This window comes from Roseovarius sp., assembly GCF_965228755.1.
Lineage (GTDB): Bacteria > Pseudomonadota > Alphaproteobacteria > Rhodobacterales > Rhodobacteraceae > Roseovarius.
In genome coordinates this window covers 1,336,625-1,363,472 of the sequence record NZ_CBDDIG010000005.1, presented here as the reverse complement: position 1 = coordinate 1,363,472, position 26,848 = coordinate 1,336,625, and the positions used below count along the sequence as shown (strand labels likewise).

The window sequence follows — 26,848 nt, the reverse complement described above, 5'->3', positions numbered from 1 at the left end:
AAGAGACCTCAGCGAAACTTTGAGGATTCTTCTGTTTCCGTCGAAGTGGTATGATTGGCCATGAGACAGAGCTTCACCACCCAGCCCGCCCTTTTCGCCTCCCATGAGCTGTTCGAGCATCCCGCGCTTGGGGCGCTGGACGCGGTGGAGGAGGTGATCGACTGGTCCCGGATCGAGGCGCTGTTGCCGCGGGGCGAGGAGCGGCGGCAGACGGGGCGGCCGGGCTATCCGGCGCAGACGCTCTTTCGGGCGCTGCTGCTGGGGCTGTGGTACGACCTGAGCGACGTGAAGCTTTCCGCGCAGCTGGCGCGGGACCTCCTGTTCCGCAAGTTCTGCCGGCTGGAGCTGGACCAGGGGGTGCCCGAGGCCTCGACGCTGGGGCGGTTCCGGGCGCGGCTGGGCGACCGGCTGGAGGCGGTTCTGGCCGAGGTCGTGGCGATGCTGGAGGACGCCCGCGTGGTGCTCGCCGAGGGGCGGATCGCGATCATCGACGCGACCGTGGTGGAGGCGGCGCAGAGCGGCTACGACCGCCGCGACCCGGAGGCGGGCTCTGCGGTGAAGCTGACGGTGAAGGGCCGTCGGCGGGCGGTCTGGGGCTGGCAGGCCTTCGTCAATGCCGACGAGGACGGGTTCGTGCGGCGGGTGGCGGTGAGCCCCGGCAACCGGGCCGAGGTGGACAGCCTCGAGGATCTGGTGGTGGGCGACGAGGCGGCGCTCTATGCCGACGGGGCCTATTCCAGCCCGCGCAGCCGGGCGCTGGTGGCGCGGACGGGCATGGCCGACCGGGTGCAGCAGCGCGGCGCGAAGCACAAGCGGCTGGGCCCGCAGGACAAGGCCCGCAACGTCGAGATCGGGGTCACCCGTGCCCGGGTCGAGGCGATCTTCGGGCACTGGAAGCGGCACTGGGGCCTGCGCCGGACCCGGTTCCTGGGGCTTGCGAAGATGCGCATCCTGACCGGGCTGGCCGCCGTCGGCTGGAACCTGTGGAAGGGCGCGCGGTTCCGAACCCTTTACGGCTGAGCGACCATGGTTATCTCCCGAAGCCTCACAGGCCGGGTCGACCGAAAACCCCGACAGAGCCCTGGCCAAAGCGGTAGCCGCATCAGAACCACCTCGGACATCCACCTGCGAGAGAGGCGTGCGTTTCGCTGAGGTCTCTTTAAAGAAAGCGGGGTCGGGTATTTTGTAAGTGAATTCAGTATCTTATACTGAGAGGCGCGTGGATTGGGAACCGCGCTCGCGGTAGGGCGTCGTGTTGTAGTGCGAGCGGTAACACTTGGAGAAGTGCGAGGGGCTGGCAAAGCCGCAGGCCAGCGCCACGTTGATCACCGTCATGTCGGTCTGCATCAGCAGGTTGCGGGCCTTCTGCAGCCGGAGCTCCATGTAATAGCGTTTCGGCGAACGGTTGAGGTAGCGCCGGAAGAGCCGTTCGAGCTGGCGGGTCGACATGCCCACGTCGCGGGCGAGGATGGCGGGGCTGATCGGTTCCTCGATATTGGCCTCCATCATCTGGATGACCTGTGAGAGCTTGGGGTGACGCACGCCGATCCGGGTGGGGACCGACAGGCGCTGCGTGTCCTGGTCGGTGCGGATCGAGGCGTAGATCATCTGGTCGGCCACGGCATTGGCCAGCTTGTCGCCCTGTTCGTCGGCGATGATCTTGAGCATCAGGTCGATCGACGAGGTGCCGCCGGCGGTCGACATGCGGTTGCCGTCGACGACGAAGACCGACTTGGTCAGTTCCACCTCGTCGAACTCCTCGGTGAAGCTGTCGTGGTTTTCCCAGTGGATCGTGGCCTTCTTGCCGTCGAGCAGCCCCGCGCGGGCCATCACGTAGCTGGCCGTGCAGAGCCCGCCCACGCGCAGGCCGCGCCGTGCCTCGCGCCGGAGCCAGTTGAGCAGCTTCTTGGTGGTGGCCTGCTGGATGTCGGTGCCGCCGCAGATCAGCATGGTGTCGTCGCGGCCGAGTTCCTCGAGCGGGATGTCGAGATGGAACCGCGTGCCCGCCGAGCAGGCGACGGTATCGCCGGACTCGCCGGTCGTCACCCAAGTGTAGAGCGTCTGGTCAGCCATGCGGTTGGCAATCCGCAGGCAATCGAGCGCCGCGGCGAAGCTGAGCAGCGAAAAATTTTCGAGAAGAACGAAGACGAACCGCCGGGGCGCACCCTGCGCCTTCACCTCGACTTTGCCAGTCTCAATCTGCATGGCGACGAATCTCCGCGACGTGGCGTCATGGATTTGCGTCATTTCACGAAACTGTCGCAATTGACAAGACCGTCATACACCAAAAACGACATGTCGGCGACACTTCATCTCTGGCCTCGTGGGGGAGGCTCCTGTATAGACAGGCCTCGTTTTCTGATTGCGGAGAGAGAAAATGACCGATTGGCACAAATCCGACTGGCGCAACAAGCCCCGGGTGCAGATGCCGGACTACACGGATGCCGAGGCGCTGCAGGCGGTCGAGGCCCGGCTGGCACAGTTTCCTCCGCTGGTTTTCGCCGGTGAGGCGCGCAGGCTCAAGCGGCAGCTTGGCGCGGCCGCGCGGGGCGAGGCCTTCCTGCTGCAGGGTGGCGATTGTGCCGAGGCGTTCGACCAGTTCTCGGCGGATGCCATTCGCGACACCTTCAAGGTGATGCTGCAGATGGCGATGGTGCTGACCTACGGCGCCAAGGTGCCGGTGATCAAGGTGGGCCGGATGGCCGGGCAGTTCGCCAAGCCGCGCTCGGCGCCGACCGAGGTGGTGAACGGCGTGGAGCTGCCCAGCTATCGCGGCGACATCATCAACGAGCTGGCCTTTACCCCCGAGGCGCGCATTCCCGACCCGCAGAAGATGCTGCAGGCCTATACCCAGGCGGCGGCGACGCTGAACCTGTTGCGAGCCTTCTCGACCGGTGGTTATGCCGACGTTCACCAGGTGCATGCCTGGACGCTGGGCTTTGCCGAGGGCGAAAAGGCCGAGCGCTATCGCGACATGGCCAACCGGATCAGCGATACGCTGGATTTCATGAAGGCCGCCGGCATCGACAGCGCCAATGCGCCGACGCTGCAATCGGTCGATTTCTATACCTCGCACGAGGGGCTGCTGCTGGAATACGAGGAGGCGCTGTGCCGGCTCGATTCCACCTCCGGCAAGTGGCTGGCAGGCTCCGGCCACATGATCTGGATCGGCGACCGCACGCGGCAGCCGGACGGCGCGCATGTGGAGTTCGCGCGGGGCGTGCTGAACCCGATCGGGCTCAAGTGTGGCCCGACGATGGAGACCGACGATCTCAAGCGGCTGATGGCGACGCTGAACCCCGAGAACGAGGCCGGGCGGCTGACGCTGATCGCGCGGTTCGGGGCGGGCAAGGCGGGCGAGCACCTGCCGCGGCTGATCAAGGCGGTGCGCGAGGAAGGGGCCAACGTGGTCTGGGTTTGCGACCCGATGCACGGCAACACGATCAAGTCGGCGACCGGTTTCAAGACCCGGCCGTTCGACGCGGTGCTGCGCGAGGTGCAGGAGTTCTTCGGCGTCCACCGGGCCGAGGGCACGACGCCGGGCGGCGTACATTTCGAGATGACCGGGCAGGACGTGACCGAGTGTACCGGCGGGGTCAGGGCCGTGATGGAAGAGGATCTTTCGGACCGGTATCATACGGCCTGCGATCCGCGGCTCAATGCCTCTCAGGCGCTGGAGCTGGCGTTCCTGGTGGCCGAGGAGCTTTCGGCCCTGCGCGAGGCGCGGACGGATGTGAAGGTGGGCTAGGCCCCGTCCATTTGTGGATGACGGAAAGGCCGGCGGTTGCGCCGGCCTTTTTCGTTTGGCTCAGAGGCCGACCATGGCGCGGATATCCGCCGAGGTTTTCCCTTCGTCGCGATAGGTGGCGATGGCGCGGGCGTCGTCGCGCTTGGCCAGCCTCTTGCCGGTGTCGTCGCGGATCAGGCGGTGGTGGTGGTAGACCGGCGTGGGCAGGTCGAGGAGCCGTTGCAGCAAGACATGGATCTGGGTGGCGGAGATGAGATCCTGCCCGCGGATGACGTGGGTGATCTGCTGCTCGGCGTCGTCACAGACGATCGACAGGTGGTAGGAGGCGCCCATGCCGGGGCGGGCGAGGGCCACGTCGCCGACATTGGCGACCATGTCCGGCGGGGCGATGTGCCCGGTTTCGCCGTCGGGGCCGCAGCCGGTTTCGGAGAAGGCGACGGGGGTGCCCGCGGCCGCGAGCGCCCGGCGCATGTCGAGGCGCAAGGGCGTGTCGGGCATGGGGCCGGGGGGCGGCGTGTCGGGGCGGCAGGTGCCGGGGTAGATCAGCCCGTCGGGGCCGTGCAGCGGCGCGCCTTCCTGCGGGGCGGAGGCGGCGGCGCGGATATCGGCCCGGGTGCAGGTGCAGGGGTAGAGAAGGCCGCGTTGCCAGAGACGTTCGAGGGCGGCGCGGTAGGTGGGGAGGCGGTCGGACTGTCGCCAGACGGGCTGGGGCCAGTTTATGCCGAGCCAGGCGAGATCGTCGTAGATCTGCGTCTCCCAGCAGGTGCGGCTGCGGCTTTGGTCGAGGTCGTCGATGCGGAGGTGGAAAGTGCCGCCGGCGGCGGTGGCCATGTCATGGGCAAGCAGCGCGGAGTAGGCATGGCCCAGATGCAGCGGACCCGTCGGCGACGGGGCGAAGCGGGTGGCGAAATTCACGCTTTTTCAATGATGTAGACGTTGCACTTCAAGTTCAGGCCGGGGAGGTGTGGCCCGTATTTCTTGAAGCGCAGATGCGCGGCGCCGCAGTCGAGCCACTCGTTCAGGGCCCCTTCGAAGCGCGGGTCGGCGAGGGCGTGGTCGTTGAGGCTGAGGCCCAGGAGCCCGCCCTTGGGCAGGGCCTTCATCAGCATCCCGAAGGTCGAGGCCGGCGCGGCGCCCGTGCCTATCACGCCGGTCGCGGTGATGGCGTGATAGGCGTCTTTCGGAACCGGGGCGGTGTCTTTCACATCGAGCACGGAAAGGGTGCGGTAAACGCCCTTTCGGCGGGCGCCGTCGATCATTTCGGGGCTCGGGTCCATGCCGTCGATGGTGGTGAAGCCCGCGAGTTTCAGCGCGAGGCCCGAGAGGCCGGTGCCGCAGCCGAAATCGAGGATCGGGGCGTCGGAGTCGCGGACGTGCCTGAACATCGCCTCGGCCACCCGGCCGGGCGTGGCATAGCCGTTCTCGGCAATTTCGGCGTCATAGGTCGCGGCCCACGCATCGTAGAGGGCCTGAGTGTCCTCGGGGGAGGACTCGCCATAGACGCGATCCAGAAACTTCTCACCCATGGGGAAAGAAGATCACACGGCTTCGCGTTCGTCCAGTGGGCATTGCACGAGCCAGTCCGTCCAAGCGGATTTCGCCCGGTCGGTATAGGCCTTGTAGCGGTCGCGGCGGCCGCGGCGCCCGCCCTTGAGGCCGTCGATGGGACGGAAGAGGCCGAAATTGACGTTCATCGGCTGGAAGGTCTTGGCCTCGGCCCCGCCGGTGATGTGGTGGATGAGGGCGCCCATGGCGCTGTCCTGCGGCGGGGTGGGGAGCGTCTGCCCAAGGAGTTCGGCGGCGGCGATGCGGCCGGCAAGCAGGCCCATGGCGGCGGATTCCACGTAGCCCTCGACGCCGGTGATCTGGCCGGCGAAGCGGATGTTGGGCCGGGCGCGCAGGCGCATCTGGTTGTCGAGTAGCGTGGGCGAGTTGAGGAAGGTGTTGCGGTGAATGCCGCCTAGGCGGGCGAAGGCGGCGTTTTCGAGCCCCGGAATCATCTTGAAAACAGATGTTTGCGCGCCGTACTTCATCTTGGTCTGGAAGCCCACGATATTGTAGAGCGTGCCGAGCGCGTTGTCGCGGCGAAGCTGCACGACGGCGTGGGGCTTGATGTCGGGCTGGTGCGGGTTGGTGAGGCCCACGGGTTTCATCGGCCCGTGGCGCAGGGTTTCGCGGCCGCGTTCGGCCATCACCTCGATCGGCAGGCAGCCATCAAAATACTGGGCGGTCTCGCCCTCGTGGAACTCGGTCTTGTCGGCGGCGAGCAGGGCGTCGATGAAGGCCTCGTACTGGTCGCGGTCCATCGGGCAGTTGAGGTAGGCGGTGCGCTCTTCCTCGGTCTCGCCCTTGTCGTAGCGCGACTGCATCCACGCCTTTTCCATGTCGATCGTGTCGAAATAGACGATGGGGGCGATGGCGTCGAAAAAGGCGAGCGCGGTAGAGCCGGTTGCGCGGGCGATGGCCTGGCCCAGCTTTTCCGAGGTGAGCGGGCCGGTGGCGAAGATCCACTGGCCGTCCTCGGGCAGATCAGTGACCTCGCCGGTCTGGACGCTGACATTGGGGTGGGCGCGCAGGCGGTCGGTGACGGCGCGGGCGAAGGGATCGCGGTCGACGGCCAGCGCGCCGCCCGCCGGAAGGCGGTGAGCGTCGGCCATTTCCATGATCAGCCCGCCCGCCGCGCGCATTTCCCAATGCAGCAGGCCCACGGCGTTCTGTTCGTCGTCATCCGAGCGGAAGGAGTTGGAGCAGACCATCTCGGCCAAGTCGCCGGTACGGTGGGCGAAGGTGCCGACCGTCGGGCGCATCTCGTGGATGACCACGTTGACGCCCATGCGGGCGGCCTGCCACGCGGCTTCCGATCCGGCCATTCCGCCGCCGACGATGTGAAGGGTCTTGTCCATGACGAGCGATCTAGGCGATCGGGCGGCGTTTGGAAAGGGTCAGTAATCGGAGGAGGCCGTGCCGTGGTCCATCGGGCCGGTATCGACGGGAAGGCCGGAGGGGACGGTGTAGGGAGCGCCGAGGCGGCCGCGCCCGGCCTGCGGGTCTTCGAGCGCGGCGAGGAAGGCGACGATCGCCTGTATCTCGTCCTCGCGGAGGTATAGCGGCTCGAGCCGGACCGACATGGCGATGCGCAGCATTTCGTCGAGATCGTCAAGCGCGGCGGTATCGGGGATGTCGGTTTCCACCTTGGGGAGGAGGGCCTTGTCGACCTTGTACTGGGCCAGCCAGGTGAGCGGGTCGAGGTGGTGGCGGATGATGTCCTCCAGCTCGGTATAGGCGCCGTTATGGCCATAGGGCGCGGTGATTGTCACGTTGCGCAGCGAGGGGGTGCGGAAGCTGTAGAGGTCTTCCTGCCGGCCGGTGACGCCGGCGCGGCCACGGTCGGCATAGCCGCCCGGCCCATGGCCCTTGCCGGGGCCTATGGGGGGAAGGCCCAGGGCGTGGAAACCGTGATCCGTCTGGTAGAGGCCGCTGTGGCAGGTGGCGCATCGGGCCTTGCCGTAGAAGAGCGACATGCCGCGGCGCTGGTCGTTGGAGAGCGCCGTGTTGTCGCCACGCAGGAAGGCGTCGAAGGGGCTGTCGACGGAGCGGAATTCGAAGGCGATGAAATCGCCGATCACCCGGCCGATATCGGTGATGTGGAGCGGGTCGTCATGGCCGTTGAGCCAGGCGAAACGCTGGCGGTACTCGGGGATTGCGGCGACGCGGCCTGCGAGCATGGCCCAGGCGCCGTCGGGGCCGTGAACGTGGCCGGCTGTCACGGCGTCGGCGATCTCGTTCTCGCCGGGCTGGCCGGCCATTTCGTCATGCGAGGTGACGGGCAGGGCCGCCTGTGCCGCGAGCGGGCCGGCGGCGGCGCGTTCGAGGGGGAAGTCGGGGGGCATCCTGATGCCGAAGGGGGCATTCGGGTCAAGCTGGACACGGCCGTCGTGGAAGAGGGTGGTGAATTCCGCCGCACCAAGGTTGAAGAGCGCCGGTGCATTGCGGGGGACGCGGGCGCGAGGCAGGTTCGCGGGGTCTGGGACGCGCTCCTTGCCGAGGCCGATGCCGCCTTCGCCGATGGAGAGTGACATCTCGTCGCCGCTGGCCAGTGCGGGGTGATGGCAGGTGCCGCAGGAGATGTTCCGGTTGCCCGACAGGATCGGGTCGAAGAACAGGTCGCGGCCCAGCAGGACGGCCTCGGCCGAGGGGATCGGGAAGCTGTCTTGCCGGGCGGGCGCCGGCAGGTCCGACGCGGTGAGCGCGCCGGCGGACAGGCAAAATAGCCCGGTGAACATCCAAGCCTTACGCACGAATACATCCCCGAAATATACAATCAAAAAGGGTACTTAATGAATTGCGGCAAAAACAGGGCAAATGTCGAAAAACTTCGACGTTCAGGCGGAAACAATGTTTAAGCGTTTGTTCGTAAGTGGTTTTCCCGCAAAGCCGTAGCTTACTGCGTCCATTCCGGCGGGCGTTTCTCGATGAAGGCGGCGATGCCTTCCTCGGTGTCGCGGTCGAGCATATTCTCGACCATCACGTCGCGGGTGTAGGCATAGGCGTCGTCGAGGCCCATTTCGAGCTGCTGGTAGAAGGCCTGTTTGCCGATCTTGACGGCGCTGCCGAGCTTGGCGGCGATGGTGTCGGCCAGCTCGGTGGCGGCGGTGTCGAGCTGGTCTTCGGGCACCGCGCGGTTGATCAGGCCGAGGGCGATGGCGCGGTCGGTCTCGATGAACTCCCCGGTGGTGAGCATCTCGAAGGCCTGCTTGCGGGGGATGTTGCGGCTGAGCGCGACCATGGGGGTCGAGCAGAAGAGGCCTATGTTGACGCCGTTGACGCCGAAGCGCGTGCCGTGGGCCGCGACGGCGAGGTCGCAGGAGGCGACAAGCTGGCAACCCGCGGCGGTGGCGATGCCGTGGGGCTTGGCGATGACCGGCTGGGGCAGGGAGCGGATGGCGGTCATGACCTTGGAGCAGCGGGTGAAGAGATCGGCGAAATAGGCCTTGCCGCCATCCTCGGCCTGCCGGCCTTGGGTCATCTCTTTCAGATCGTGGCCGGCGCAGAACGCCTTGCCCGCACCGCCGAGGATCACCGCGCGAATGGAGCGGTTGTCGCGGAGGGCGTCGAATTCCTCCTGCAGGGCGGCCAGCATCGCGTCGGACAGGGCGTTGAGCTTTTCGGGGGCATTCAGAGTCAGCCGGGCGATGGCGCCCTGATCTTCGCGGATGAGAATTGGCATCTTGTCTCTCCCATGACGTTGTGATCCTTCTTAAGGCCCAACGCCCTGGGAGAAAAGCATGAGCCTGAAAATGACCGCCGGCGAGATCGCCGCCTACCTCGACGAGGTGTTCCCGCAGGTGGACGGACAGTTCACCATCGAGGAGCTGGGCGAGATGCGGGTTCGGGTGCGGTTGAACGTATCGGAGGCGCATCTGCGGCCGGGGGGCACGGTGTCGGGGCCATCCGTCTTTTCGCTGGCGGACGTGTCGGTCTATATCGCCATTCTCGGGATGATCGGGCCGAAGGGCATGACGGTGACGACGAATTGCTCGATCGACTTCATGCGCAAGCCCGCGGCGAATACCGACCTGATCGCGGAGTGCCGGCTGCTGAAGCTGGGCCGGGTGCTGGCGGTGGGGGAAGTTCTGATCTTTTCCGACGGCGGAACGGACCCGGTGGCGCGGGCGAGCTTGACATATTCGATTCCACCGAAAGAGTGAAACCATGCTGAGACGTATGGTAGCCCTTTCCACGCTTGTGCCCGCGCTTTTGCCGGGGGCGGCGTTCGCCTGTGCCTGTTGCGCAGATCCCGGCACCCGCTTCGAACAGGATGTCGTTCGCGGCAACTGGGAAGTGAAGGAGATCAGCCGGCTGGCGCCGACCAGCCCGGCACGCTTGTACCTGACCGCCTGTGGAATGGAGTGCGTGAAGGGGGTCGAGAACCCGCAGCCGACTTACCCGGTGACCTTCGAGGCGAGCGAGAACGGGATGGTGTTCGAGCTTGGCGAGGGGGACGGGACGCTGACCTTTCCCTGGCCTGACGCCTATACCTGGTTCGGGGCCGATACGGCGCTGACGGGCGAGGGGCAGACGGCGCTTTACACCGAGCTGCGCTTTCGGGGTTCCGTGGCGGGGACCGGGGATTTCGCCAACGGGGGCGCGACCGAGGCCGAGCTTGTCCTGTCGGGGCAGGGGAACCGGTGCATTACCGCGCGCTCGTTCGATGCGTGGTCGCTGACGGTCTATGACGATACGACGCAGTATCGACTGTTCGGGACGCTCGACGGCGACTGACCAAAAAAAGGGGCCGGAGACATGGCTCCGGCCCAGCAGGAAGAGGCACGTTACGGGGAACTGTCACGGCCTCCAGAACGGTTTGTTCTTTTCGATGCGGACGTCGTCGGGGGAGAGGCCCACGTCACGCAACAAATACGGTGGCAACTGCTTGAGCTGGGTCCGGGTGCGATGGCGCTGGTGCCAGAGGAGCGCGGTGCCGACCACGCGCGCCAGGCCTGCGGTCAGGAACGACACGCGGCGGGTGCGGCGGGGCAGATGCGACGGAACCATGCGATCCGAATGTGTCAGGGTGGACATGGCGGACTCCTCTATTGTGTTGGTACAATTCCTGCGTTATGCAAGGGTAACGTAACAATTGCCGAGTGCTTCCGCGAGGGAAACATTGTGACTGATACAATTTGGCCGCCGAATTTCGCCGATAGCTCCGATTCCAAGTACATTGTGTTAATACAATCCATGCGAACGGCCATCCGTTCGGGGTTTCTGGATCAGGGTTACAAGATGCCGCCGGTGCGCGAACTGGCCTGGCAGCTTGGCATTACGCCCGGCACGGTGGCCCGGGCTTACAAGATGGCCGCCGAGGAGGGGCTGGTGGAAACCGCGGTCGGGCGCGGCACCTTCGTGTCGGGCGGCATGGTCACGGAAGACCCCGCCCCGCAACCGCTTATCCATCCGAAATCGGCCGAAGGCCTCGATTTCCGGGCGATCCGGGTGCCGAATTGCGGGCAGGATGCCGTGATCCGGCGGATCATGGCCGCGATCGCGGCGCGCGACGGCGGCGAGATGATCGACTATCCCACGCCGGAAAGCGATTACGAGGCGCGTGACGCGGTAGTCGGCTGGGTCGAGCCGGAGCGGGTGGGGCGGTTCGGGCCGGACGAGGTGATCCTGGGCCTTGGGGCGCAGAACGCCGTGAACGTGGTGCTGCAGACCGTGCTGCACGGGACGACGCCGGTGATCATGACCGAGGAGCTGGCCTATCCCGGCTGGCGCCATGCCGCGCGGCTGCTGCGGGCCGAGATCGTGGGAATCGAGATGGATGGCGAGGGCATCCGCCCCGACCGGTTCGAGGAGGCGCTGCGCCGGCATGGCGGGCAGGTGCTGATCACCGCTGCCGAGGTGCAGAGCCCGACCACGACCCGCACCACGCTGGCCCGCCGACAGGAGATCGCGCGGCTGGCGCGCAAGTACCAGGTGCAGATCATCGAGGATGACTGTCACTGCATCACCCGGCCGGATATTCCGAACTATCGCGCGCTGTGCCCCGAGCGGGGCTGGTACATCTCGTCTCTGACCAAGGCGGTGTCGGCGGCGCTTCGGTTCGGCTTCGTCATCGCGCCGGAAGAGCAGGCGGGGCGGGCGAGGCAGGTGGCGCAGTCGACCTTCTACGGCTTGCCGCAGCCGATCCTCGACCTTTGCGCCGAGCTGATCTCCTCGGGCGAGGCCGAACGGTTCCGCGCCATGGCCGAAACGCGGACGCTGCACAGGGTGAAGGCGGCGGTGAACATCCTTGGCCAGTGGGACATCCAGTGGCGGCCCGACGTGCCGTTCATCTGGCTGCGCCTGCCGCAGGGTTGGCGGGCGTCGAGCTTTGCGCGGGCTTGTGGCGACCGGGGGATCCGGATCAAGGCGGCGGACGAGTTTTCGCTGCCCGAGGGGCGGGCCCCGCATGCGGTGCGGGTGGGGCTGAACCCGAACCTGTCGGAGGCCGAGTTCGAGGCGGCGCTGGCGACCATGTCGGGGCTTCTGGCCGCGCCGCCGGTGAATGTGGACCTGTGAGGGTGGGGTAAAATAATACCTATTTTGCAAGACATTGATAATGCTTAATTTATTCGCATGACATGCGCTTGACTGTGACGTGCTTTCGCGTAGAAAGCGCGGATCGAATATCACCCCAAAAGGGAAGACATCCAATGAAGACCTATTCTGCGACACCGGCAGATATCGACAAGAAATGGATCCTGATCGATGCCGAGGGCGTCGTTCTGGGCCGTCTCGCGTCGATCGTCGCCACGCGCCTGCGCGGCAAGCACAAGCCGAGCTTCACGCCCAACATGGACATGGGCGACAACGTGATCATCATCAATGCCGACAAGGTTCAGCTGACCGGCAAGAAGCGCGAGAAGCCGAACTACTGGCACACAGGCTATCCGGGCGGCATCAAGTCGCGCACGACCGGTCAGATCCTGGAAGGGGCGCACCCCGAGCGCGTCGTCGCGCAGGCCGTCAAGCGCATGCTGCCCGGCAACCGCCTGGCCCGCCAGCAGATGACCAACCTGCGCATCTATGCCGGCGCCGAGCACCCGCACGAGGCCCAGAAGCCCGAAGTGCTGGACGTGAAGACCATGAACTCCAAGAACACCCGGGTGGCATACTGATGACCGAAGAAATCAAATCCCTCGAAGGGCTGGAAGCCGTCGCTGAAGGCACCGGCGCCCCCGCCGCAGAAGAGACCATTTCCCGCGAACCCGTGCGCGACGAGCTTGGCCGCTCCTACGCGACCGGCAAGCGGAAAGACGCGGTCGCTCGTGTCTGGATCAAGCCGGGCTCCGGCAAGGTGCAGGTGAACGGCAAAACCATGGACAAGTACTTTGCCCGCCCGGTGCTGCAGATGATCCTGCGCCAGCCGTTCTCGGTGGCCGGTGTCGAGGACGAGTTCGACGTGATGGCAACCGTCACCGGCGGCGGCCTGTCGGGCCAGGCCGGTGCGGTCAAGCACGGCATCTCGAAAGCACTCCAGCTTTACGATCCGGCCCTGCGCCCGGCGCTGAAGGCCGCGGGCTTCCTGACCCGCGACAGCCGCGTGGTGGAACGCAAGAAGTTCGGCCGCCGCAAGGCCCGCCGCAGCTTCCAGTTCTCGAAGCGCTGACCGGTTCGATATATCTTCGGGAAAGCGCGGCTTCGGCCGCGCTTTTCTTTTTCGGGGCTTGATGTCGTAAAGGCCGGCTTGCCTTGGGTGCGTCCCGCTCCTATACGGGCGCGGATGACACGGTGAGAGCGGGCAGGCGTGAAATACAGGCGCGAGATCGACGGGCTGAGGGCGGTGGCCGTGCTGCCGGTGATCCTGTTCCATGCCGGGCTGACCTTCTGGAGCGGGGGGTTCGTCGGGGTCGACGTGTTTTTCGTCATTTCCGGCTACCTGATCACCACCATCCTGATCGACGAGCGCGAGCGGGGCACCTATTCGGTGCTGAGCTTCTACGAAAGGCGGGCGCGGCGGATCCTGCCGGCCCTGTTCCTTGTGCTGATCGCCTGTATTCCCTTCGCGTGGATGTGGGTGCCGCCATATCCATTCGAGGATTTCGCCCGTAGCCTGGCCTTTGCCGCGCTCTTCATCTCGAATATCCATTTCCTCGAGCATGGCGGGTATTTCGACCTCAACGCCGATCTGCGGCCGCTGTTGCACACGTGGAGCCTTGCGGTGGAGGAGCAGTATTACCTGCTGTTTCCCTTGGTGCTGTTCTGCCTGCGCAAGTTCCGGAAGGCGAAATACCTGATCGGCTTCACGCTGCTGGCGCTGGCGTCGCTGGCGGTGGCCGAGTGGGGGTGGCGGAATTATCCCAGCCAGAATTTCTATTTCACGCCCTCGCGGCTGTGGGAGATGCTGGCCGGGTCGGTGTGCGCCGCCATCCTCTATCAGCGGTCGCAGATGAAGAGCGAGGTGCTGGCCGGGCTGGGGCTGGCCATGATCCTCTATTCGACGGTGTTCTTCACCGCCGCGCTGCCGTTTCCGTCGCTCTATACGCTGGTTCCGGTGGTGGGCACCTGCCTGATCATCCTGTTTGCCGATGCGCGGACGGTGACCGCGCGTCTCCTGTCGTTCGGGCCCTTCGTGGGCGTCGGGCTGATCAGTTACAGCGCCTATCTGTGGCACCAGCCGATCTTTGCCTTTGCCCGCATCCGCTATCCCGAAGAGGTGCCGGATTGGGCGATGATGCTTCTGGCCGGCCTGGCGCTGGGGCTGGCCTGGATCAGTTGGCGGTTTATTGAACAGCCGTTCAGGGGCAAGGCGCCACTGGTCCTGCCGACACGGCGCGGGATGCTGGCGACCAGCCTTGTAGGGATCGTGGCCTTTGCCGCGTTCGGTTTCTGGGCGAAGGCGAAGGAGGGGTTTCCCTCGAGGATCGATTTCGAGGCGTCGGCCTTCCTTTCGAAGCTTCATGAACAGACAACCTATCATCCTACCGCGAAGACGATCTGTATCGGGGGGGGCAACTCCGTACCGCGAGACCTGTGCCCGGCCTATGTGCCGGATGACCCGACGCGACGTATTGCCATCATGGGGGACAGCCATTCGCGGGTGATCCTGCCGGCATTCAAGCCGGCCTCGGAGGCGCTGGACATGACAGTGCTGCTGGGCGACGAGAACGCCTGTCCGCCCTTGTTCGGGGTTCAACTGCCGCGCGGGGATGGCTTGGCGCGGACCTGCCGGGCGTCTGTTGCGCGGTTTGCGAGGCAGGCTGTCGAGGCAGAGGTGGATACCGTGGTGCTGATCGCGCGATGGAGCCTGTATGTCAGCGGAGATTACGACGGCACCGACCCGAAATACGAGTTGGTGTCCGACACGGATACCGGGTTCCTGACACAGTCCGACCACGTGGCGGCTTTCGAGGCCGGACTGCGCCAGACCTACGCGTACTTCGCCGATGCCGGCATCCGCGTGATGGTCGTATCCCAGATACCCCAACAGCGGCTCATTCCCGGTATCCTCGTGCAGAACGCCATGCTTCTGGGGCTCGAGGAAGAGGAGGCCCGGCGCCGGTTCGAGGACAGCTTCGTGACGCGCGAGGCGAGCGATCGCCTGCAGCAGACGGTGCGCCAGATCGTGGCCGAAGTGGCGGCGGAGTACGGTATGCCGGTGCTGACGCTGGACGAGGCTTTCGCCGATGGCGACCGGTTCGCCTGGCTCGACGGGGGCGATTCGCTTTACATGGATGATGACCACGTCTCGGAAATCGGAGCCGAGCGGCTGGCGCCGCTGGTGCTGGAGGCGCTCAGCCGTCCGGCGGAATGAGGCCGAGCCCCCGCAGGTAGATGCCGATGCCGGATTCGAGCAGGTCCTCGGGCGGGAAGGGGCTTTGCGTGCCGGGGGAGTTGCGGGCGAAGAGCTCGACCACGCCGTGAGAGAGCGCCCAGACATGGGCCGAGAACATCGAGGGCGGCGGGCGTTTTTCCGGCGGGATGTGCTGGCTCAGCGCCTCGGCCGCGCGTTCCAGCACGGCGCGGGCACGGCCCGCCACGGCGGCCAGTTCGGGAGTGCGGTTGACCGAGATGCCGCTTTCGAACATGGCGATGTAGTGGCCCGGATACTTGCGGGCGAAGGCGAGGTAGGCGCGGCCGGTCGCCTCGAAACTGGCCAGGGCCGAGGGCTGGCCCTTGTCATAGGCGAACTGCATCACGTCGGCGAAGATCTCGTAGCCCTGCCGGGCGGCCTCGGCGATCATGTCGTCGCGGCCGGCGAAATGGCGATAGACGGCGGCCGGCGTGACGCCGGCGAGCTTGGCGGCCTCGGACAGGGTAAAGCCGGTGGGGCCCTTTTCCTCGATCAGGTCGAGCGCGGCTTCGACAAGGGCCTGCCTGAGATTGCCGTGGTGATAGCCGCGTTTACCCATCCCAGATGTCCGGGCCCCCGCAGACCTGCGGGTCGGGCGATCCCAGCGCCTTGGCGTGCTTGCGGTCGTAGTTGAGGGCAAGCAGCACGCGGCGGATCGCCTCGACACGGGCGCGGCGCTTGTCGTCGGAGCGGACCACCGTCCATGGCGCGTGGGCGGAATGCGAGCGCTCGAGCGTTTCGGAGATGGCGGCGGAATACTCGTCCCACTTGTACAGCCCGTCGACGTCGATCCGGCTGAGCTTCCACTGTTTGAGCGGGTCGCTTTCGCGCTTGAGGAAGCGGCGGAGCTGTTCGGCGCGGCCGACATTGAGCCAGAACTTGAAGAGGTGGATGCCATCCTCGACCAGCATCTCCTCGAACGCGTTGACCTGGCCGAAGAACCGTTCGCGCTCGGCATCGGAGCAGAAACCGAAGACCTTTTCGACGACGCCCCGGTTGTACCAACTTCGGTCGAAGAACACGATCTCGCCGCCGGCGGGAAGGTGGTCGACATAGCGCTGGAAATACCATTGCGTCTGTTCGGTGTCGGAGGGTTTGGGAAGCGCCACGATGCGCGCGCCACGAGGATTAAGATATTCCCGGAAGCGCTTGATCGTACCGCCTTTTCCAGCCGCATCACGGCCTTCGAAGACAAGGACGACGCGCGCGTTGGTGGCCTTGACCCAAGCCTGCAGCTTGACCAGCTCGACCTGCAGGTTCTCGAGATCCTTCTCGTAGTGCTTTTTCGGCAGGCGCTCGGAATACGGGTAGCTGGGGGAAAGTATGTCGTCCTTGTCGGCGCGCCGGATGGCGTTCCGGACCTCTGCCGGGGCGTGCTGCTCGAAAAATTCCGTGATGGCCCCGTCGAATGGCAGCTCCATGCGTGCCTCCCTGTTTTTTCAGTATAATATGGCCGTTCAGCCGCCCGGGCGCAATCCGGCGCGTTGCACTGCGCGGCGGATGGCATCGACCACGGCGTCTTCCTCGGAATGCTGGATCATGTGGCCGGCGCCGTCGAGCGTGGTGAGGCGGGCATCGGGGATGGCGTTGGCCAGCGGCTCGGAGTGGATCGAGAGGCCCACCGTGTCATCCGCCGTGCCGTGCAGGATCTCGGTGGGCACGTCGATCTGCGGGTAGTGGGGGACGAGCGAGCGGATCTCGTCCAGCAGGTTGGCCCGTTGCAGGGCATTGGCGCGCAGGCTTTGCCGGCGCAGGGTCAGGCCGGGGCCGAAATGGTCCATGTAGCCTTCGGGCACGGGATCGGGGGTGAAGACGGCGCCGACGGCCTGTTCCACGCGGGTTTCGGGAACGAAGGCGGTGATCATCGGGATGAGCAACGGCCCGAGAACCGGGTGCGACAGCAGCTTGTAATAGGTCGAGATACCCGTGGACCAGGTGTGAGACGCGGCGGAGAGGGTGACGAGAGCCGAAAGGTTGTCAGGGTGATGGACGGCCCAGGCCAGCGCGACGGCGCCGCCGTAGGAATGGCCGACGACGACGGGTTTTTCGGCCCCGAGCTGTGTGGCGGCGGCTGACAGCAGGTCCGCCTGTTGGGCGATGCTTGCGCCGGAGGAGTCGATCCGGTCGGTGTAGCCCAGCCCCGGCCGGTCGAAGACGAAGACGCGGAATTCCCTGGCCAGGCGCGGGGCCAGCGACAGGGTCATGTCGCGCGTGTTGCCCGAGGCCCCGTGGATCAACACCAGGTCGGGGCCGCTGCCCATCACCACGGCATGCACGTCGTGGCCCTGCACCTCGATCACCTGCCCCTCGGGCGGATGGGAGGCTTCGGCCTGCGCTTCCTCGACCCTTGCGCGGTACTGGACCACGGCCCAGAACACGACCAGCGCGAGGGCGGATAGGGCGAGGATCTTAACGGCCAATGGCATTCAGGTCGAATGGTGTCGACTGGTAGATCTCGTTGATCCAGTTGCCGTAAAGCAGGTGGGCGTGACTGCGCCAGCGGTTGAGCGGCATCTGCGACGGGTTGTCGTCGGGGTAATAGTTGCAGGGCACGTTGATGGCCGTACCTGCGGCGATGTCGCGGTCATACTCCTGCTTGAGCGTGTCGCTGTCATATTCGAGGTGGTTGAAGATATAGAGCGCCCGGTGGCCGGGATCCTCGACAAGGCAGGGACCGACCTCTTCGGAGTGCAGAAGGGTGGTTAGGCCGGGGGCTGCGTCGATCTCGGGTTTGCGCATCTCGGTCCAGCGGCTGACCGGGATCACGCAATCGTCGGAGAACCCGCGCAGCAGAGGCGAGGCGGGCTTCATGTTGCGGTGGCGGAAACAGCCGAAGGCCTTGTGGTCGAGCATGTGTTTCTCGACGCCGTGCAGGTGCTTGATCATCGCCATCCCGCCCCAGCAGACGCCGAAGGTGGATTGCACGTTGGTCTGGGTCCAGTCGAAGACGCGGCACAGCTCGTCCCAATAGGTGACCTCTTCGAAGGCGAGATGCTCGATCGGGGCGCCGGTGATGATCAGCCCGTCGAACTTCTCTCCCGTCGCCTCGACCTCGGCAAAGGGGCGGTAGAAGCTTTCCATGTGCTCGGCCGCGGTGTTGCGCGTCTGGTGTTCGGTCATCCGGATGAGGCTCAGCTCGATCTGCAGCGGCGTGGCGCCGATCAGCCGGGCGAACTGGTTCTCGGTCTGGATCTTCTTGGGCATAAGGTTCAGCAGGCCGATCCGCAGGGGGCGGATATCCTGGCGCGAGGCGTGGTCTTCGCTCATGACCATCACGCCCTCGCGCGTCAGCACGTCATAGGCGGGCAGATCGGCGGGAATTTTGATGGGCATGGCGGGTATGGTCTTTCTGAAGGTCGGTGCGGGAACGGGTTAGATAGGGGATCAGCCGGTGCGCTCAAGGGCCTTGGCGACGAGTTGTTCGAAGTCGCGGTCGGTGCGCAGCGCGGCGACCTCGTCGGCGGAAACGGTAATGCCCCATTTCGCCATCGCCTCGTATCGCGGCTTGCGGTGGGCGAGCGCCTTGGCATAGGTCCAGCGGATGAAGGCATCGGGGTCGACCTCGTCCTCGGCACAGCCTTTCTTGTCAAGGTAGTCGGACCAGACCTGATCGAGGAACTCGGGCTGGTAGCACATCGGTTTCGGCGCCTTGTCGAAGCGGCGGATCAACTCCTCGGTATGGGCCTCGTCGCCCTCGATGCGGATCAGCAGGCAGCGCTCGGAAAGCTCGGTCAGCAGCGGGTCGTTCGGGTCGTCGCCATCGACCCATTCGCAGATCGAGCCGCCGGTATCGCAGATGAAATGCGGATAGGCATAGAGCGCCTGAGCCCGGTCGATGAAATAAGCGGTGTCCTGAAGGGCGGAGACCTCGGCACGGCGGAACTGTTCCTGCCGGCGGCGGAACTCGTCGATGGGCATGCCGCCCTTTTCGGGGTCGCCGGGTTTGCCCAGATAGGCCGAGACCGGCTTGAGATTGTGGAACGAGATGTTCGAGCCGATATAGATCGAGTCGCTCATCAGCAGGTCGCGCAGGAAGGGCACCTTCATCGCGTGCGCCTTGGCGTTGTCGGTAATGAACTCGCCCATGTAGCGGGTGCCGATGCGGTAATCGATCGAGTAGTGAAACCAGTCGCCGGCATCGCGCAGCATGTTCGACAGGTAGGTCTTGCCGAGCCCGGACATGCCGTAGACCAGCACGCGCTTGCGGGGTGCGTTCAACCACTCGTCGGCAGAGGCGTAGATCATGGTGTGGTCCCTTTCTGTCTGGCTTGGTAGCCAGAGCCGGGGCAGGGGTCAAACCACAAAGCGCGTGGAACGCACCCACCCAAAGGAAAACCCCGCCCGAAAGGGGCGGGGTTCTGGAAACTTGCAGGTCTGGCGAGGCTTAGTTGAGCGCCACCCGGACCTTGAGGCCGACGCTGACGGCGTTGTTGTTGGTGAAGCTGCCGACCGGTGTGTCGGGCGTACCGATTTCCGGGAGGGCGTCGCCCAGCCAAGTGTAACGCACACCACCGGAGATATCGATCCGATCGGTGACCTTGTACTTGCCGCCGACCGAGATCGCCGTTTGCCCGTTGGTGGGTGCGAGCGGCGAGACGAGGCTGTCGCTGCCGCCGGCTTCGTAGGAGACTGCGACACTGCCCGAGAACCGTTCGGAGAAGCGGCGACCGACGCCGATCTCGTAGGTCGTGACGCTGTCGAGCTGGGCCAGGTTCGGCACCGGGCTCGGCGGGTTCAGCGTGAAGGCTTCCCAGTCCGCCCAACGGATCGAGCCGAAGACCAGCGTGTTCTTGTTGATGCCCGATTGTGCCGCCAGTTCGAAGGATTGCGGAATTTCGACATTGGTGATGCCGGTGCCGACCGGGGTGCCGGTACCACCCGCAGTCACCGGGATATTCTCGACGGTACCCATGCGCAGGTCGACGGCCGAGTGGTAGGTGCCCGACACGCGAAGGGCGTATTCCGGAATTTCATAGGCCGCACCGATGACGTAGCCGGTGCCGTTGTTGCTTCTGAAGCGGACCGTGTAACCGCTCAGCCCGGCAGCGGCATAGGCCTGGCCGGACAGGCGGATGGTGCCGTCGGCCTTGACGGCGCGCGGGCCACCGTAGACCGAGAAGCGGTCGGTGATCTTGTACTTGAGGATCGCTGTGAGCGAGGCCGTGTCTGCCTTGGCGAACGTGCCGCCCAGGAAGGTCGTGGCGGGGTTGCCGCCATAGACCGTATCCGCGCCATAGGGCTGGTCGGCGATGACCGCGAAGGTCAGCCGATCGCCGAAATCCAACTTCACGGCAGAGCCAAGAACGCCGAAATCGTTCCCGACATTGCCAATGGCATTGCCACCGAAATCGACACCGGTCAGGTCGGGCATGGTGAACCCGTACGAGACTTCGGCGAAGCTGCCTTGTTCGAAGATCTGGTCGATGGGCGTATAGCTGCGGTCGAGGCCGCCTGCCGTGGCGGTGCCTGCACTCAGCGCGAGTACTGCGGCTGTCGAGGTCAATTTTTGCATGTGCTCTCCTCCGGAAATTGAGTTCACGCTACCATCCTCGCGCACTTAATCAATTTTGACGCGGCGTCAGAGATATGTCGGTGCCGTGACGGTGGCCGGCCCGCAACATATTTGTCACGCTTTTTACCCGGAGGAATGTTTTTTTCGCGTCTGGAACCAGAGGTTCAGGTAGTTCGCCCCGAAGATCAGGGCGGCCCCGAGGATCACGAAGACGTCGACCGGCTCCTGGTAGGCAAGCAATCCGATGACCGCGATCAGGGGCAGCCGGAGGAAATCGACCGGCGTGATCAGGGTCGCCGGAGCGATGGAAAGGGCGGTGGTCAGACAGAAATGCGCGGTCAGCCCGCCCAGCGCGATCAGCACCAGCCACGGCACGGAGACGGCAGAGGGCAAGGCGATGTCGCCGTCGAACCCGGCGCAGGCGAGGCCGAAAAACGTCTGGGTCAGCGTCATCCAGAACAGGATGCAGGTCAGCGTTTCGGTTCGGGTCAGGCGTTTGGTGAAAATGATCGAGCCGGCGAACCCGATGGCCGCACCCGCGGCCGAGAGCGTGCCGACATTCAGGGTTTCCGGGCTTGGCCGCGCCACGATCAGGATGCCGATGAAGCCGATGAGCGCCGCGACAATTCGCATGCGCGTCAGCTTCTCTCCAAGCAGCAGGGGCGACAGGACCAGCACCCATAGCGGGGAGGTGAATTCGAGGGCGAAGACCTGGGCGAGGGGGATCAGCGTAATGGCGTAGAACCAGAGGTTCTGCCCCGTGAAATGGCAGATATTCCGGAGAAGCTGGACCTGCGGTTTGCGCAGGCTGACCTGCGTCAGCGTGCCCGCCGCGGGAGCGACGATCATGACGATCAGGAAGCCGACAAGGCTGCGGTACATCATGATTTCGAATGTATCGAGCTCGAAGCTGACGGCCCGCCCGGCCACGGCCATGGTCGAGAACGAAACCACCGCACCCAGCATCCAGAGCGCCGCGCGCAGGACATGCGCGGTATCGGCCTCGGTCGGCCCGTTCGGATCGGGATAGACGGCCATGGCTCAGGCCGGACCTGTCCGGAAACGCTGCAAATCAGGTGGCCCGGAGCAGGGGCAGGGTATCTTCATGGTTCAGCCGGAGTTGCGCCGCAAGGGGCCGGGAAGTATGGCCGCGGCGCCGCCGCGACACGAGTCACTGGCCCGTGCGTAGCAGACGTTTGAACCGGCGCCAATAATCCAGCGCGCCTAAAGCGAGCCCGTGAAAGGGCGAGACGTTGCCCGTGTAGCGGCGGAGGCTCATTCCCACTCGATCGTGCCCGGCGGTTTCGAGGTGATGTCGTAGGTGACGCGGTTGATCCCCTTCACCTCGTTGATGATCCGGGTCGCCGTCTCGCCGAGGAAGTCGTGGCTGAACGGATAGTAATCGGCGGTCATGCCGTCGACGCTGGTCACGGCGCGCAGGGCGCAGGCGTAATCGTATGTCCGCCCGTCGCCCATGACGCCCACGGTGCGCACCGGCAGGATCGCGACGAACGCCTGCCAGATCTCGTCATAGAGCCCGTGCTTGCGGATCTGGTCGATATAGACGGCGTCGGCCTTGCGCAGGATCTCGAGCTTGTCGCGAGTGATTTCGCCGGGGCAGCGGATGGCGAGGCCGGGGCCGGGGAAGGGGTGGCGGCCGATGAAACTTTGCGGCAGGCCCAGTTCCCGGCCAAGCGCGCGCACCTCGTCCTTGAAGAGTTCGCGCAGCGGTTCGACCAGTTTCAGGCCCATCTTCTCCGGCAGGCCGCCCACGTTGTGGTGCGACTTGATCGTCACCGACGGGCCGCCCGAGAAGGAGACCGACTCGATCACGTCCGGATAGAGCGTGCCCTGGGCCAGGAAATCGGCATTCTCGATCTCGTTGGCGTGTTTCTGGAACACGTCGATGAAAAGCCGGCCGATGGTTTTTCTCTTTTGTTCCGGGTCGCTTATGCCCTCAAGCTCACCCAGGAACAGGTCCGACTCGTCGGCATGGATGAGGGGGATGTTGTAGTTGTCGCGGAACATGGTCGTGACCTCTTCGGCCTCGCCCAGCCGGAGGAGACCGTGGTCGACGAAGACGCAGGTGAGCTGGTCGCCGATGGCCTCGTGAATGAGCACGGCGGCGACCGAGCTGTCGACCCCGCCGGAGAGGCCGCAGATCACCCGCCGGTCGCCCACCTGTTCGCGGATCTTGGCGATGGCCTCGTCGCGATAGGCGGCCATCGTCCAGTCGCCGGTGAAACCGGCCAGCTTGACGAAATTGGCATAGAGGGTCTTGCCGTTCGGGGTGTGGTGCACCTCGGGGTGGAACTGGACGGCGAAGAAGTTCCTCTTCGTGTCCGCGGTGATGGCGAAGGGCGCGTAGGGCGAGGTGCCGTAGACCTCGAAGCCCGGCGCGATGGCCGAGACGTGGTCGCCATGGCTCATCCAGACCTGTTCGCGGCTGTCGTCGGAGGCGAACCAGCCGTCGAGCAGAGGCAGCCGCTCATCCGAGGGGGTGACATAGGCGCGGCCGAACTCGGCGGTGCCGTCGCCGCGCTCGACCTTGCCGCCCAGCATCTGCATCATCACCTGCTGGCCGTAGCAGATACCGAGGATCGGGACGCCCAGGTCGAAGACCTTTTGCGGCGGGCGGGGCGACCCTTCGTCTATGACCGAGGCCGGGCCGCCGGAGAAGATCACGGCCTTTGGTGAGAATTCGTCGAGAAACGCATCCGTCACCTGCTGGAACGGATGAATTTCGCAGTAGATGTTGAGTTCGCGCAGGCGGCGGGCGATCAGCTGGGTGACCTGGCTGCCGAAGTCGATGATGAGGAGGCGGTCGTGCGGTGTCTGGCTCATACCTTGCCTAGTATGGCGGGCGGCGCTTGCGCGCAAGACCTGCGTTCGCGCGGAGGTGTCAAACCCGCCTTGACCGCGTTCGGGGTGGAAACGACCGCATCCAACACCTGCGGGTCTGCGCAATTTCGATCGCAGATGTCGGTTTTGGCCGGGCAAAGCCGCAAATCCGCCGTGTGCGACAGATTGTTGAAGATAAAAGCGGGCAAACGGCGCCGTCGCGTGCCGGAGTCGGGACCAAGGAGACCTGTTCAATGAGCGAAGCAGCAGCCCGCAGACGAGGCCGCGGTGGCGGCGGTGCCGCCCGCCGCGCGGAACGCACGGCGGTCAGTATCGAAACCGCCAAGTATATCGAGCGCAACATTCCCCTGTTCGAGGTGCTGAACGAAGAAGCGCTCGACATCATCGAACAGAATGCCGAGACCGTGCTCGAGGAGATCGGCGTCAACTTCGTCGAGAATCCCAAGGCGCTGGAGCGCTGGCGCGAGGCGGGCGCGGATGTCGACGGCGAACGGGTGCGCATTCCGCGCGGCCTGGCGCGGGATCTGATCAAGACCGCCCCCGGCGAATACACCCAGCACGCCCGCAACCCCGAGCGCAGTGTCGTCGTCGGCGGGCGCAACCTTGTCTGCGCCCCGGTCTACGGCCCGCCCTTCGTGCGCGACATGGACCACGGCCGCCGCTATGCGACGATGGAGGATTTCGAGAAGTTCGTGAAGCTGGGCTACATGTCCCGCTGGCTGCACCATTCGGGCGGCACCGTGTGCGAACCCACCGACATTCCGGTGAACAAGCGCCACCTCGACATGCTCAAGGCGCACATGACCCTGTCGGACAAGCCCTTCATGGGCTCGGTCACCGACCCGAGCCGCGCGCAGGACAGCGTGGACATGTGCGGCATCCTCTTCGGTGAGGATTTCGTGCGCGACAACACGGTCATGACCTCGCTGATCAACATCAACTCGCCGATGACCTTCGACGAGGTGATGATGGGCGCGCTGGAAGTCTATGCGCGCAACAACCAGGCCTGCATCATCTCGCCGTTCATCGTCGGCGGTGCGATGGCGCCGGTGTCGGTGGCCGGTACGCTGACCCAGGTTCTGGCCGAGGTGCTGGCCGGGATCGCCTATTCGCAGATCATCCGCCCCGGCGCGCCGGTCATCTTCGGCGCCTTCGTGACCTCGATCGACATGAACAGCGGCGCGCCCACCTTCGGCACGCCCGAGGCCTCGCTCATCACCTATGGTGCAGGGCAACTGGCGCGGCGCTACGGCCTGCCGTTCCGCTCGGCCGGGTCGTTCAACGGCTCGAAACTGCCCGATGCACAGGCGGCCTACGAGTCGGCCAACAGCCTCAACCTCGGGCTTCTGTCGGGCGTCAACTTCATGCTGCACTCCTGCGGCTGGCTGGAAGGGGGGCTTGTCTCCAGCTTCGAGAAGTTCGTGATGGATGCCGACCAGCTTGGCGCGTTGCAGAACATGGCGCGCGGCGTCGACATGACCGAGAACGGCCAGGCGATGGACGCGATCCGCGAGGTCGGACCCGGCGGCCATTACCTTGGTTGCGCCCACACCCAGGCCAATTTCAAGAGATCCTTCTGGCGTTCGGACCTGCTCGACTACAAGCCGTTCGAGCAATGGGCCGAAGAAGGCGAGCGGGACACGATGGCGCTGGCCAACATCAAGGTGAAGCAGACGCTTTCGAACTATCAGCAGCCGGCGCTCGACCCGGCGATCTCGGAAGCGCTCGACGCCTTCGTGACCGAGAAGAAGGCCTCGATGCCCGACGCCTTCTCCTGATCTTTCCGGGCGGCGGCGTGCATCAGGCGCACCTCGCCCAGGATCGCGATCACCACATCGACATGGCGCGCCGGCGAATAGCCGGCGCTGCCGATTCTGCGCATCTGGTTCAACTCGTTCTCGATCTCGAGCAGGGTTTCGAGCACCGCCTCGCTGGCAGGGTGGTGCAGGTCGCCAAGGTGGCGCCGAAGGGTGCGTTCGCGAGAATAGGTGACCACGCCGACGCGTGCGGCCTCGATCAGAAGGGCAGGGCGCCGCAGGTGGGCGAGGTCGGGTACGAAACTGGTCATGGCGGTCTCCGGTCCAGGCAGGTTGACGTTTGGACGGAGCAATCTGGCACAACCCAAACTGGTGTTGCGCCGGCGAGTTGATCACCGAACGGTTGCGTTTCCGTTTGTTTACCAATTCGCAACAAACATGACCGAACCGTTCTTAGTTAACCAACCGGTAACACATGGCGCCTTTACTCGGGCCGGTTCTGCGGATGACCGCAGGCATGGGCCAGGTGTTGCCGACAGATATCAGGAGGAGACGGCATGCCACATGTCTCGCCTTCCGCCGACATCGCGGAACAGTTGCCGTGCTGGGTGCCGAAAGAGGCGCTCGCCTATCTTCTTCACACGGAAACAGGTCAGCCGATCCGTGCGCTGGCACGGGAAGCCGGCGTTCATGCCTCGACCGTGCTGCGGCAGGTGCGGGCCCTGGAAGCACGGCGCGAGGATATCCTCGTCGATCAAGGTCTCAGTCGCCTGGGCCGTCGTGTTCTGGCCGCCGAGGCGAGGGCGGCGCAGGCCGATCCGGTCGTCCCCTCGATGGACGAGCTGTCGCAGGAGGCGCGCCGGGTTCTGCGGTTGCTGTGCGAACCGGGCGCGGTTCTGGCGGTGGCCGCGGAAATGGACAAGGCGGTGGTCGTGGCCGAGAGCGACGATGGCGGCACCGTGCGCCGTCTTGTCGTCGACCACGCCGCGGCCGAGGCGATGGCGCTGGCGGGCTGGATCGCCTGCGATGACCCCGGCCGCGTGTCGCGGTACCGCATTACCCCGACAGGGCGCGACGCGCTCAAGCGGATGGTGGCGGATGCCGAGAATCGCGCCCTGGGGTTCAGCGAGGCCCCGGCGACGTTCGACCACGCCGGCCTGTCACGACACCGGAGTTACGCCGTGCATCCGGCGTCTCGCCCACGCTGCCAGCCAACGGAAACCCCGCTGACCCTGCTGGCCCGCCGTCGTGATCGCAGCGGTCGGAAATTCCTGTCCGACGACCTGGTTCGCGCCGGGGAACGCCTGCGCGAGGATTACGAGATGGCGGATATCGGCAGCCGAAAGACCGAAAGCTGGGACAGGTTCCTGACCCTGGTCGAGGCCGCCAGGTCGGATCATGACGGCGCCACGGCCGCGCGGGCCCGTGTCCTGGGCGCCCTGCGGGATCTCGGGCCGGGCCTGGGCGACGTGGCCCTGCGGTGCTGCTGTCACCTCGAGGGGCTGGAAAGCGCCGAGAAACAGATGGGATGGTCTGCCCGGTCGGGCAAGGTGGTGCTGCGCATCGCCCTGCAGCGGCTGCGGCGTCACTACGACCGGCTGGGTGACGGCGGCGCGCTGATGGGATGACGG

General features: G+C 65.4%; 26 protein-coding genes. 10 read left to right on the top strand and 16 right to left on the bottom strand.

Features of this window, described 5'->3' with window-relative positions; all coding sequences use genetic code 11:
• The first annotated feature begins 60 nt into the window (after window positions 1–60).
• The gene (locus ACO07J_RS10295) at window positions 61–1,020 is read left to right on the top strand and encodes an IS5 family transposase (RefSeq protein WP_422028735.1); all 960 of its coding nucleotides are present in this window, start codon (window positions 61–63) and stop codon (window positions 1,018–1,020) included.
• A 183-nt stretch (window positions 1,021–1,203) separates the two neighbouring features.
• On the opposite strand, the gene ACO07J_RS10290 is transcribed toward ACO07J_RS10295, so the two are convergent.
• Entirely contained in the window at window positions 1,204–2,205 is a 1,002-nt protein-coding gene (locus tag ACO07J_RS10290; protein WP_422028734.1) for a GlxA family transcriptional regulator, read from the bottom strand.
• Between the two features lie 172 nt (window positions 2,206–2,377).
• On the opposite strand from ACO07J_RS10290, the gene ACO07J_RS10285 reads away from it, so the two are divergent.
• Window positions 2,378–3,748 carry a class II 3-deoxy-7-phosphoheptulonate synthase gene (locus ACO07J_RS10285; protein WP_422028733.1) on the top strand — a complete coding sequence of 457 codons (1,371 nt, stop codon included), beginning with the start codon at window positions 2,378–2,380 and terminating at the stop codon, window positions 3,746–3,748.
• A gap of 60 nt (window positions 3,749–3,808) precedes the next feature.
• On the opposite strand, the gene gluQRS is transcribed toward ACO07J_RS10285, so the two are convergent.
• The 5 genes from gluQRS to ACO07J_RS10260 form a co-directional block, all read right to left on the bottom strand.
• Window positions 3,809–4,663, bottom strand: coding sequence for a tRNA glutamyl-Q(34) synthetase GluQRS (gluQRS, locus tag ACO07J_RS10280; RefSeq protein WP_422028732.1), 855 nt, complete (start codon window positions 4,661–4,663; stop codon window positions 3,809–3,811).
• Entirely contained in the window at window positions 4,660–5,274 is a 615-nt protein-coding gene (locus tag ACO07J_RS10275) for a class I SAM-dependent DNA methyltransferase (protein WP_422028731.1), read from the bottom strand. Before ACO07J_RS10275 ends, gluQRS begins: the two co-directional genes overlap by 4 nt.
• A gap of 12 nt (window positions 5,275–5,286) precedes the next feature.
• Entirely contained in the window at window positions 5,287–6,651 is a 1,365-nt protein-coding gene (trmFO, locus tag ACO07J_RS10270) for a methylenetetrahydrofolate--tRNA-(uracil(54)-C(5))-methyltransferase (FADH(2)-oxidizing) TrmFO (RefSeq protein ID WP_422028730.1), read from the bottom strand.
• A gap of 39 nt (window positions 6,652–6,690) precedes the next feature.
• Window positions 6,691–8,046 (bottom strand): cytochrome-c peroxidase, encoded by a 1,356-nt coding sequence (locus tag ACO07J_RS10265; RefSeq protein WP_422028729.1) that lies wholly within the window; start codon window positions 8,044–8,046, stop codon window positions 6,691–6,693.
• A gap of 143 nt (window positions 8,047–8,189) precedes the next feature.
• Window positions 8,190–8,975: an enoyl-CoA hydratase gene (locus tag ACO07J_RS10260; protein WP_422028728.1), complete on the bottom strand. Its 786-nt coding sequence runs from the start codon at window positions 8,973–8,975 to the stop codon at window positions 8,190–8,192.
• Window positions 8,976–9,033: 58 nt separating this feature from the next.
• Between ACO07J_RS10260 and ACO07J_RS10255 the strand changes: the two genes are divergently transcribed.
• Window positions 9,034–9,456, top strand: coding sequence for a PaaI family thioesterase (locus ACO07J_RS10255; RefSeq protein ID WP_422028727.1), 423 nt, complete (start codon window positions 9,034–9,036; stop codon window positions 9,454–9,456).
• Between the two features lie 4 nt (window positions 9,457–9,460).
• A complete protein-coding gene (locus tag ACO07J_RS10250) occupies window positions 9,461–10,030 on the top strand; it encodes a hypothetical protein (protein ID WP_422028726.1) in 570 nt (189 codons plus the stop codon).
• 63 nt (window positions 10,031–10,093) lie between these two features.
• On the opposite strand, the gene ACO07J_RS10245 is transcribed toward ACO07J_RS10250, so the two are convergent.
• Window positions 10,094–10,330, bottom strand: coding sequence for a DUF1127 domain-containing protein (locus ACO07J_RS10245; RefSeq protein WP_422028725.1), 237 nt, complete (start codon window positions 10,328–10,330; stop codon window positions 10,094–10,096).
• Between the two features lie 87 nt (window positions 10,331–10,417).
• Here ACO07J_RS10245 and ACO07J_RS10240 point away from each other — a divergent pair, with 87 nt between their 5' ends.
• The 4 genes from ACO07J_RS10240 (at window position 10,418) to ACO07J_RS10225 (ending at window position 15,047) form a co-directional block, all read left to right on the top strand.
• On the top strand, window positions 10,418–11,812 hold the full coding sequence (locus ACO07J_RS10240) for a PLP-dependent aminotransferase family protein (protein ID WP_422028724.1): 1,395 nt from the start codon (window positions 10,418–10,420) through the stop codon (window positions 11,810–11,812).
• 134 nt (window positions 11,813–11,946) lie between these two features.
• A complete protein-coding gene (gene rplM / locus ACO07J_RS10235; RefSeq protein WP_422028723.1) occupies window positions 11,947–12,411 on the top strand; it encodes a 50S ribosomal protein L13 in 465 nt (154 codons plus the stop codon).
• Window positions 12,411–12,902, top strand: coding sequence for a 30S ribosomal protein S9 (rpsI, locus tag ACO07J_RS10230; RefSeq protein ID WP_300895371.1), 492 nt, complete (start codon window positions 12,411–12,413; stop codon window positions 12,900–12,902). The genes rplM and rpsI overlap by 1 nt, the downstream gene beginning before the upstream one ends.
• 138 nt (window positions 12,903–13,040) lie before the next feature.
• Window positions 13,041–15,047: an acyltransferase family protein gene (locus ACO07J_RS10225; protein ID WP_422028722.1), complete on the top strand. Its 2,007-nt coding sequence runs from the start codon at window positions 13,041–13,043 to the stop codon at window positions 15,045–15,047.
• On the opposite strand, the gene ACO07J_RS10220 is transcribed toward ACO07J_RS10225, so the two are convergent.
• The 8 genes from ACO07J_RS10220 to guaA form a co-directional block, all read right to left on the bottom strand.
• Window positions 15,028–15,645, bottom strand: a complete 618-nt coding sequence (locus ACO07J_RS10220; protein ID WP_422028721.1) for a TetR/AcrR family transcriptional regulator — start codon at window positions 15,643–15,645, stop codon at window positions 15,028–15,030. The two genes, ACO07J_RS10225 and ACO07J_RS10220, sit on opposite strands and share 20 nt — an antisense overlap.
• The gene (ppk2, locus tag ACO07J_RS10215) at window positions 15,638–16,507 is read right to left on the bottom strand and encodes a polyphosphate kinase 2 (protein WP_422028720.1); all 870 of its coding nucleotides are present in this window, start codon (window positions 16,505–16,507) and stop codon (window positions 15,638–15,640) included. Before ppk2 ends, ACO07J_RS10220 begins: the two co-directional genes overlap by 8 nt.
• A gap of 36 nt (window positions 16,508–16,543) precedes the next feature.
• Window positions 16,544–17,512, bottom strand: a complete 969-nt coding sequence (locus ACO07J_RS10210; RefSeq protein WP_422028719.1) for an alpha/beta fold hydrolase — start codon at window positions 17,510–17,512, stop codon at window positions 16,544–16,546.
• Complete coding sequence (gene metA / locus ACO07J_RS10205) at window positions 17,496–18,419, bottom strand: homoserine O-acetyltransferase MetA (protein WP_422028718.1); 924 nt, start codon at window positions 18,417–18,419, stop codon at window positions 17,496–17,498. The genes ACO07J_RS10210 and metA overlap by 17 nt, the downstream gene beginning before the upstream one ends.
• A 51-nt stretch (window positions 18,420–18,470) precedes the next feature.
• Window positions 18,471–19,331 (bottom strand): ATPase, encoded by an 861-nt coding sequence (locus ACO07J_RS10200; protein WP_422028717.1) that lies wholly within the window; start codon window positions 19,329–19,331, stop codon window positions 18,471–18,473.
• A 139-nt stretch (window positions 19,332–19,470) separates the two neighbouring features.
• Window positions 19,471–20,598 (bottom strand): OmpP1/FadL family transporter, encoded by a 1,128-nt coding sequence (locus ACO07J_RS10195; protein WP_422028716.1) that lies wholly within the window; start codon window positions 20,596–20,598, stop codon window positions 19,471–19,473.
• A 123-nt stretch (window positions 20,599–20,721) separates the two neighbouring features.
• On the bottom strand, window positions 20,722–21,636 hold the full coding sequence (locus ACO07J_RS10190) for a DMT family transporter (protein ID WP_422028715.1): 915 nt from the start codon (window positions 21,634–21,636) through the stop codon (window positions 20,722–20,724).
• A 237-nt stretch (window positions 21,637–21,873) separates the two neighbouring features.
• Entirely contained in the window at window positions 21,874–23,442 is a 1,569-nt protein-coding gene (guaA, locus tag ACO07J_RS10185; RefSeq protein ID WP_422028714.1) for a glutamine-hydrolyzing GMP synthase, read from the bottom strand.
• A gap of 251 nt (window positions 23,443–23,693) precedes the next feature.
• On the opposite strand from guaA, the gene ACO07J_RS10180 reads away from it, so the two are divergent.
• A complete protein-coding gene (locus ACO07J_RS10180; protein WP_422028713.1) occupies window positions 23,694–25,238 on the top strand; it encodes a trimethylamine methyltransferase family protein in 1,545 nt (514 codons plus the stop codon).
• Here the strand turns inward: ACO07J_RS10180 and ACO07J_RS10175 are convergent.
• The gene (locus ACO07J_RS10175; protein ID WP_422028712.1) at window positions 25,148–25,528 is read right to left on the bottom strand and encodes a DUF6477 family protein; all 381 of its coding nucleotides are present in this window, start codon (window positions 25,526–25,528) and stop codon (window positions 25,148–25,150) included. The two genes, ACO07J_RS10180 and ACO07J_RS10175, sit on opposite strands and share 91 nt — an antisense overlap.
• 246 nt (window positions 25,529–25,774) lie before the next feature.
• Between ACO07J_RS10175 and ACO07J_RS10170 the strand changes: the two genes are divergently transcribed.
• Window positions 25,775–26,845 (top strand): DUF6456 domain-containing protein, encoded by a 1,071-nt coding sequence (locus ACO07J_RS10170; RefSeq protein ID WP_422028711.1) that lies wholly within the window; start codon window positions 25,775–25,777, stop codon window positions 26,843–26,845.
• Window positions 26,846–26,848 lie beyond the last annotated feature (3 nt).

What these genes read in the sequence shown, in the direction of transcription:
- ACO07J_RS10220 (WP_422028721.1), bottom strand. Translation starts at nt 15,645, where the DNA reads ATGGGTAAACGCGGCTATCACCACGGCAATCTCAGGCAGGCCCTTGTC.
- guaA (WP_422028714.1), bottom strand. Translation starts at nt 23,442, where the DNA reads ATGAGCCAGACACCGCACGACCGCCTCCTCATCATCGACTTCGGCAGC.
- ACO07J_RS10210 (WP_422028719.1), bottom strand. Translation starts at nt 17,512, where the DNA reads ATGCCATTGGCCGTTAAGATCCTCGCCCTATCCGCCCTCGCGCTGGTC.
- metA (WP_422028718.1), bottom strand. Translation starts at nt 18,419, where the DNA reads ATGCCCATCAAAATTCCCGCCGATCTGCCCGCCTATGACGTGCTGACG.
- ACO07J_RS10180 (WP_422028713.1), top strand. Translation starts at nt 23,694, where the DNA reads ATGAGCGAAGCAGCAGCCCGCAGACGAGGCCGCGGTGGCGGCGGTGCC.
- rpsI (WP_300895371.1), top strand. Translation starts at nt 12,411, where the DNA reads ATGACCGAAGAAATCAAATCCCTCGAAGGGCTGGAAGCCGTCGCTGAA.
- ACO07J_RS10275 (WP_422028731.1), bottom strand. Translation starts at nt 5,274, where the DNA reads ATGGGTGAGAAGTTTCTGGATCGCGTCTATGGCGAGTCCTCCCCCGAG.
- ACO07J_RS10170 (WP_422028711.1), top strand. Translation starts at nt 25,775, where the DNA reads ATGCCACATGTCTCGCCTTCCGCCGACATCGCGGAACAGTTGCCGTGC.
- ACO07J_RS10190 (WP_422028715.1), bottom strand. Translation starts at nt 21,636, where the DNA reads ATGGCCGTCTATCCCGATCCGAACGGGCCGACCGAGGCCGATACCGCG.
- ACO07J_RS10250 (WP_422028726.1), top strand. Translation starts at nt 9,461, where the DNA reads ATGCTGAGACGTATGGTAGCCCTTTCCACGCTTGTGCCCGCGCTTTTG.
- ACO07J_RS10260 (WP_422028728.1), bottom strand. Translation starts at nt 8,975, where the DNA reads ATGCCAATTCTCATCCGCGAAGATCAGGGCGCCATCGCCCGGCTGACT.
- ACO07J_RS10290 (WP_422028734.1), bottom strand. Translation starts at nt 2,205, where the DNA reads ATGCAGATTGAGACTGGCAAAGTCGAGGTGAAGGCGCAGGGTGCGCCC.
- trmFO (WP_422028730.1), bottom strand. Translation starts at nt 6,651, where the DNA reads ATGGACAAGACCCTTCACATCGTCGGCGGCGGAATGGCCGGATCGGAA.
- ACO07J_RS10200 (WP_422028717.1), bottom strand. Translation starts at nt 19,331, where the DNA reads ATGATCTACGCCTCTGCCGACGAGTGGTTGAACGCACCCCGCAAGCGC.
- ACO07J_RS10175 (WP_422028712.1), bottom strand. Translation starts at nt 25,528, where the DNA reads ATGACCAGTTTCGTACCCGACCTCGCCCACCTGCGGCGCCCTGCCCTT.
- rplM (WP_422028723.1), top strand. Translation starts at nt 11,947, where the DNA reads ATGAAGACCTATTCTGCGACACCGGCAGATATCGACAAGAAATGGATC.
- ACO07J_RS10285 (WP_422028733.1), top strand. Translation starts at nt 2,378, where the DNA reads ATGACCGATTGGCACAAATCCGACTGGCGCAACAAGCCCCGGGTGCAG.
- ACO07J_RS10255 (WP_422028727.1), top strand. Translation starts at nt 9,034, where the DNA reads ATGAGCCTGAAAATGACCGCCGGCGAGATCGCCGCCTACCTCGACGAG.
- ACO07J_RS10195 (WP_422028716.1), bottom strand. Translation starts at nt 20,598, where the DNA reads ATGCAAAAATTGACCTCGACAGCCGCAGTACTCGCGCTGAGTGCAGGC.
- ppk2 (WP_422028720.1), bottom strand. Translation starts at nt 16,507, where the DNA reads ATGGAGCTGCCATTCGACGGGGCCATCACGGAATTTTTCGAGCAGCAC.
- ACO07J_RS10295 (WP_422028735.1), top strand. Translation starts at nt 61, where the DNA reads ATGAGACAGAGCTTCACCACCCAGCCCGCCCTTTTCGCCTCCCATGAG.
- ACO07J_RS10245 (WP_422028725.1), bottom strand. Translation starts at nt 10,330, where the DNA reads ATGTCCACCCTGACACATTCGGATCGCATGGTTCCGTCGCATCTGCCC.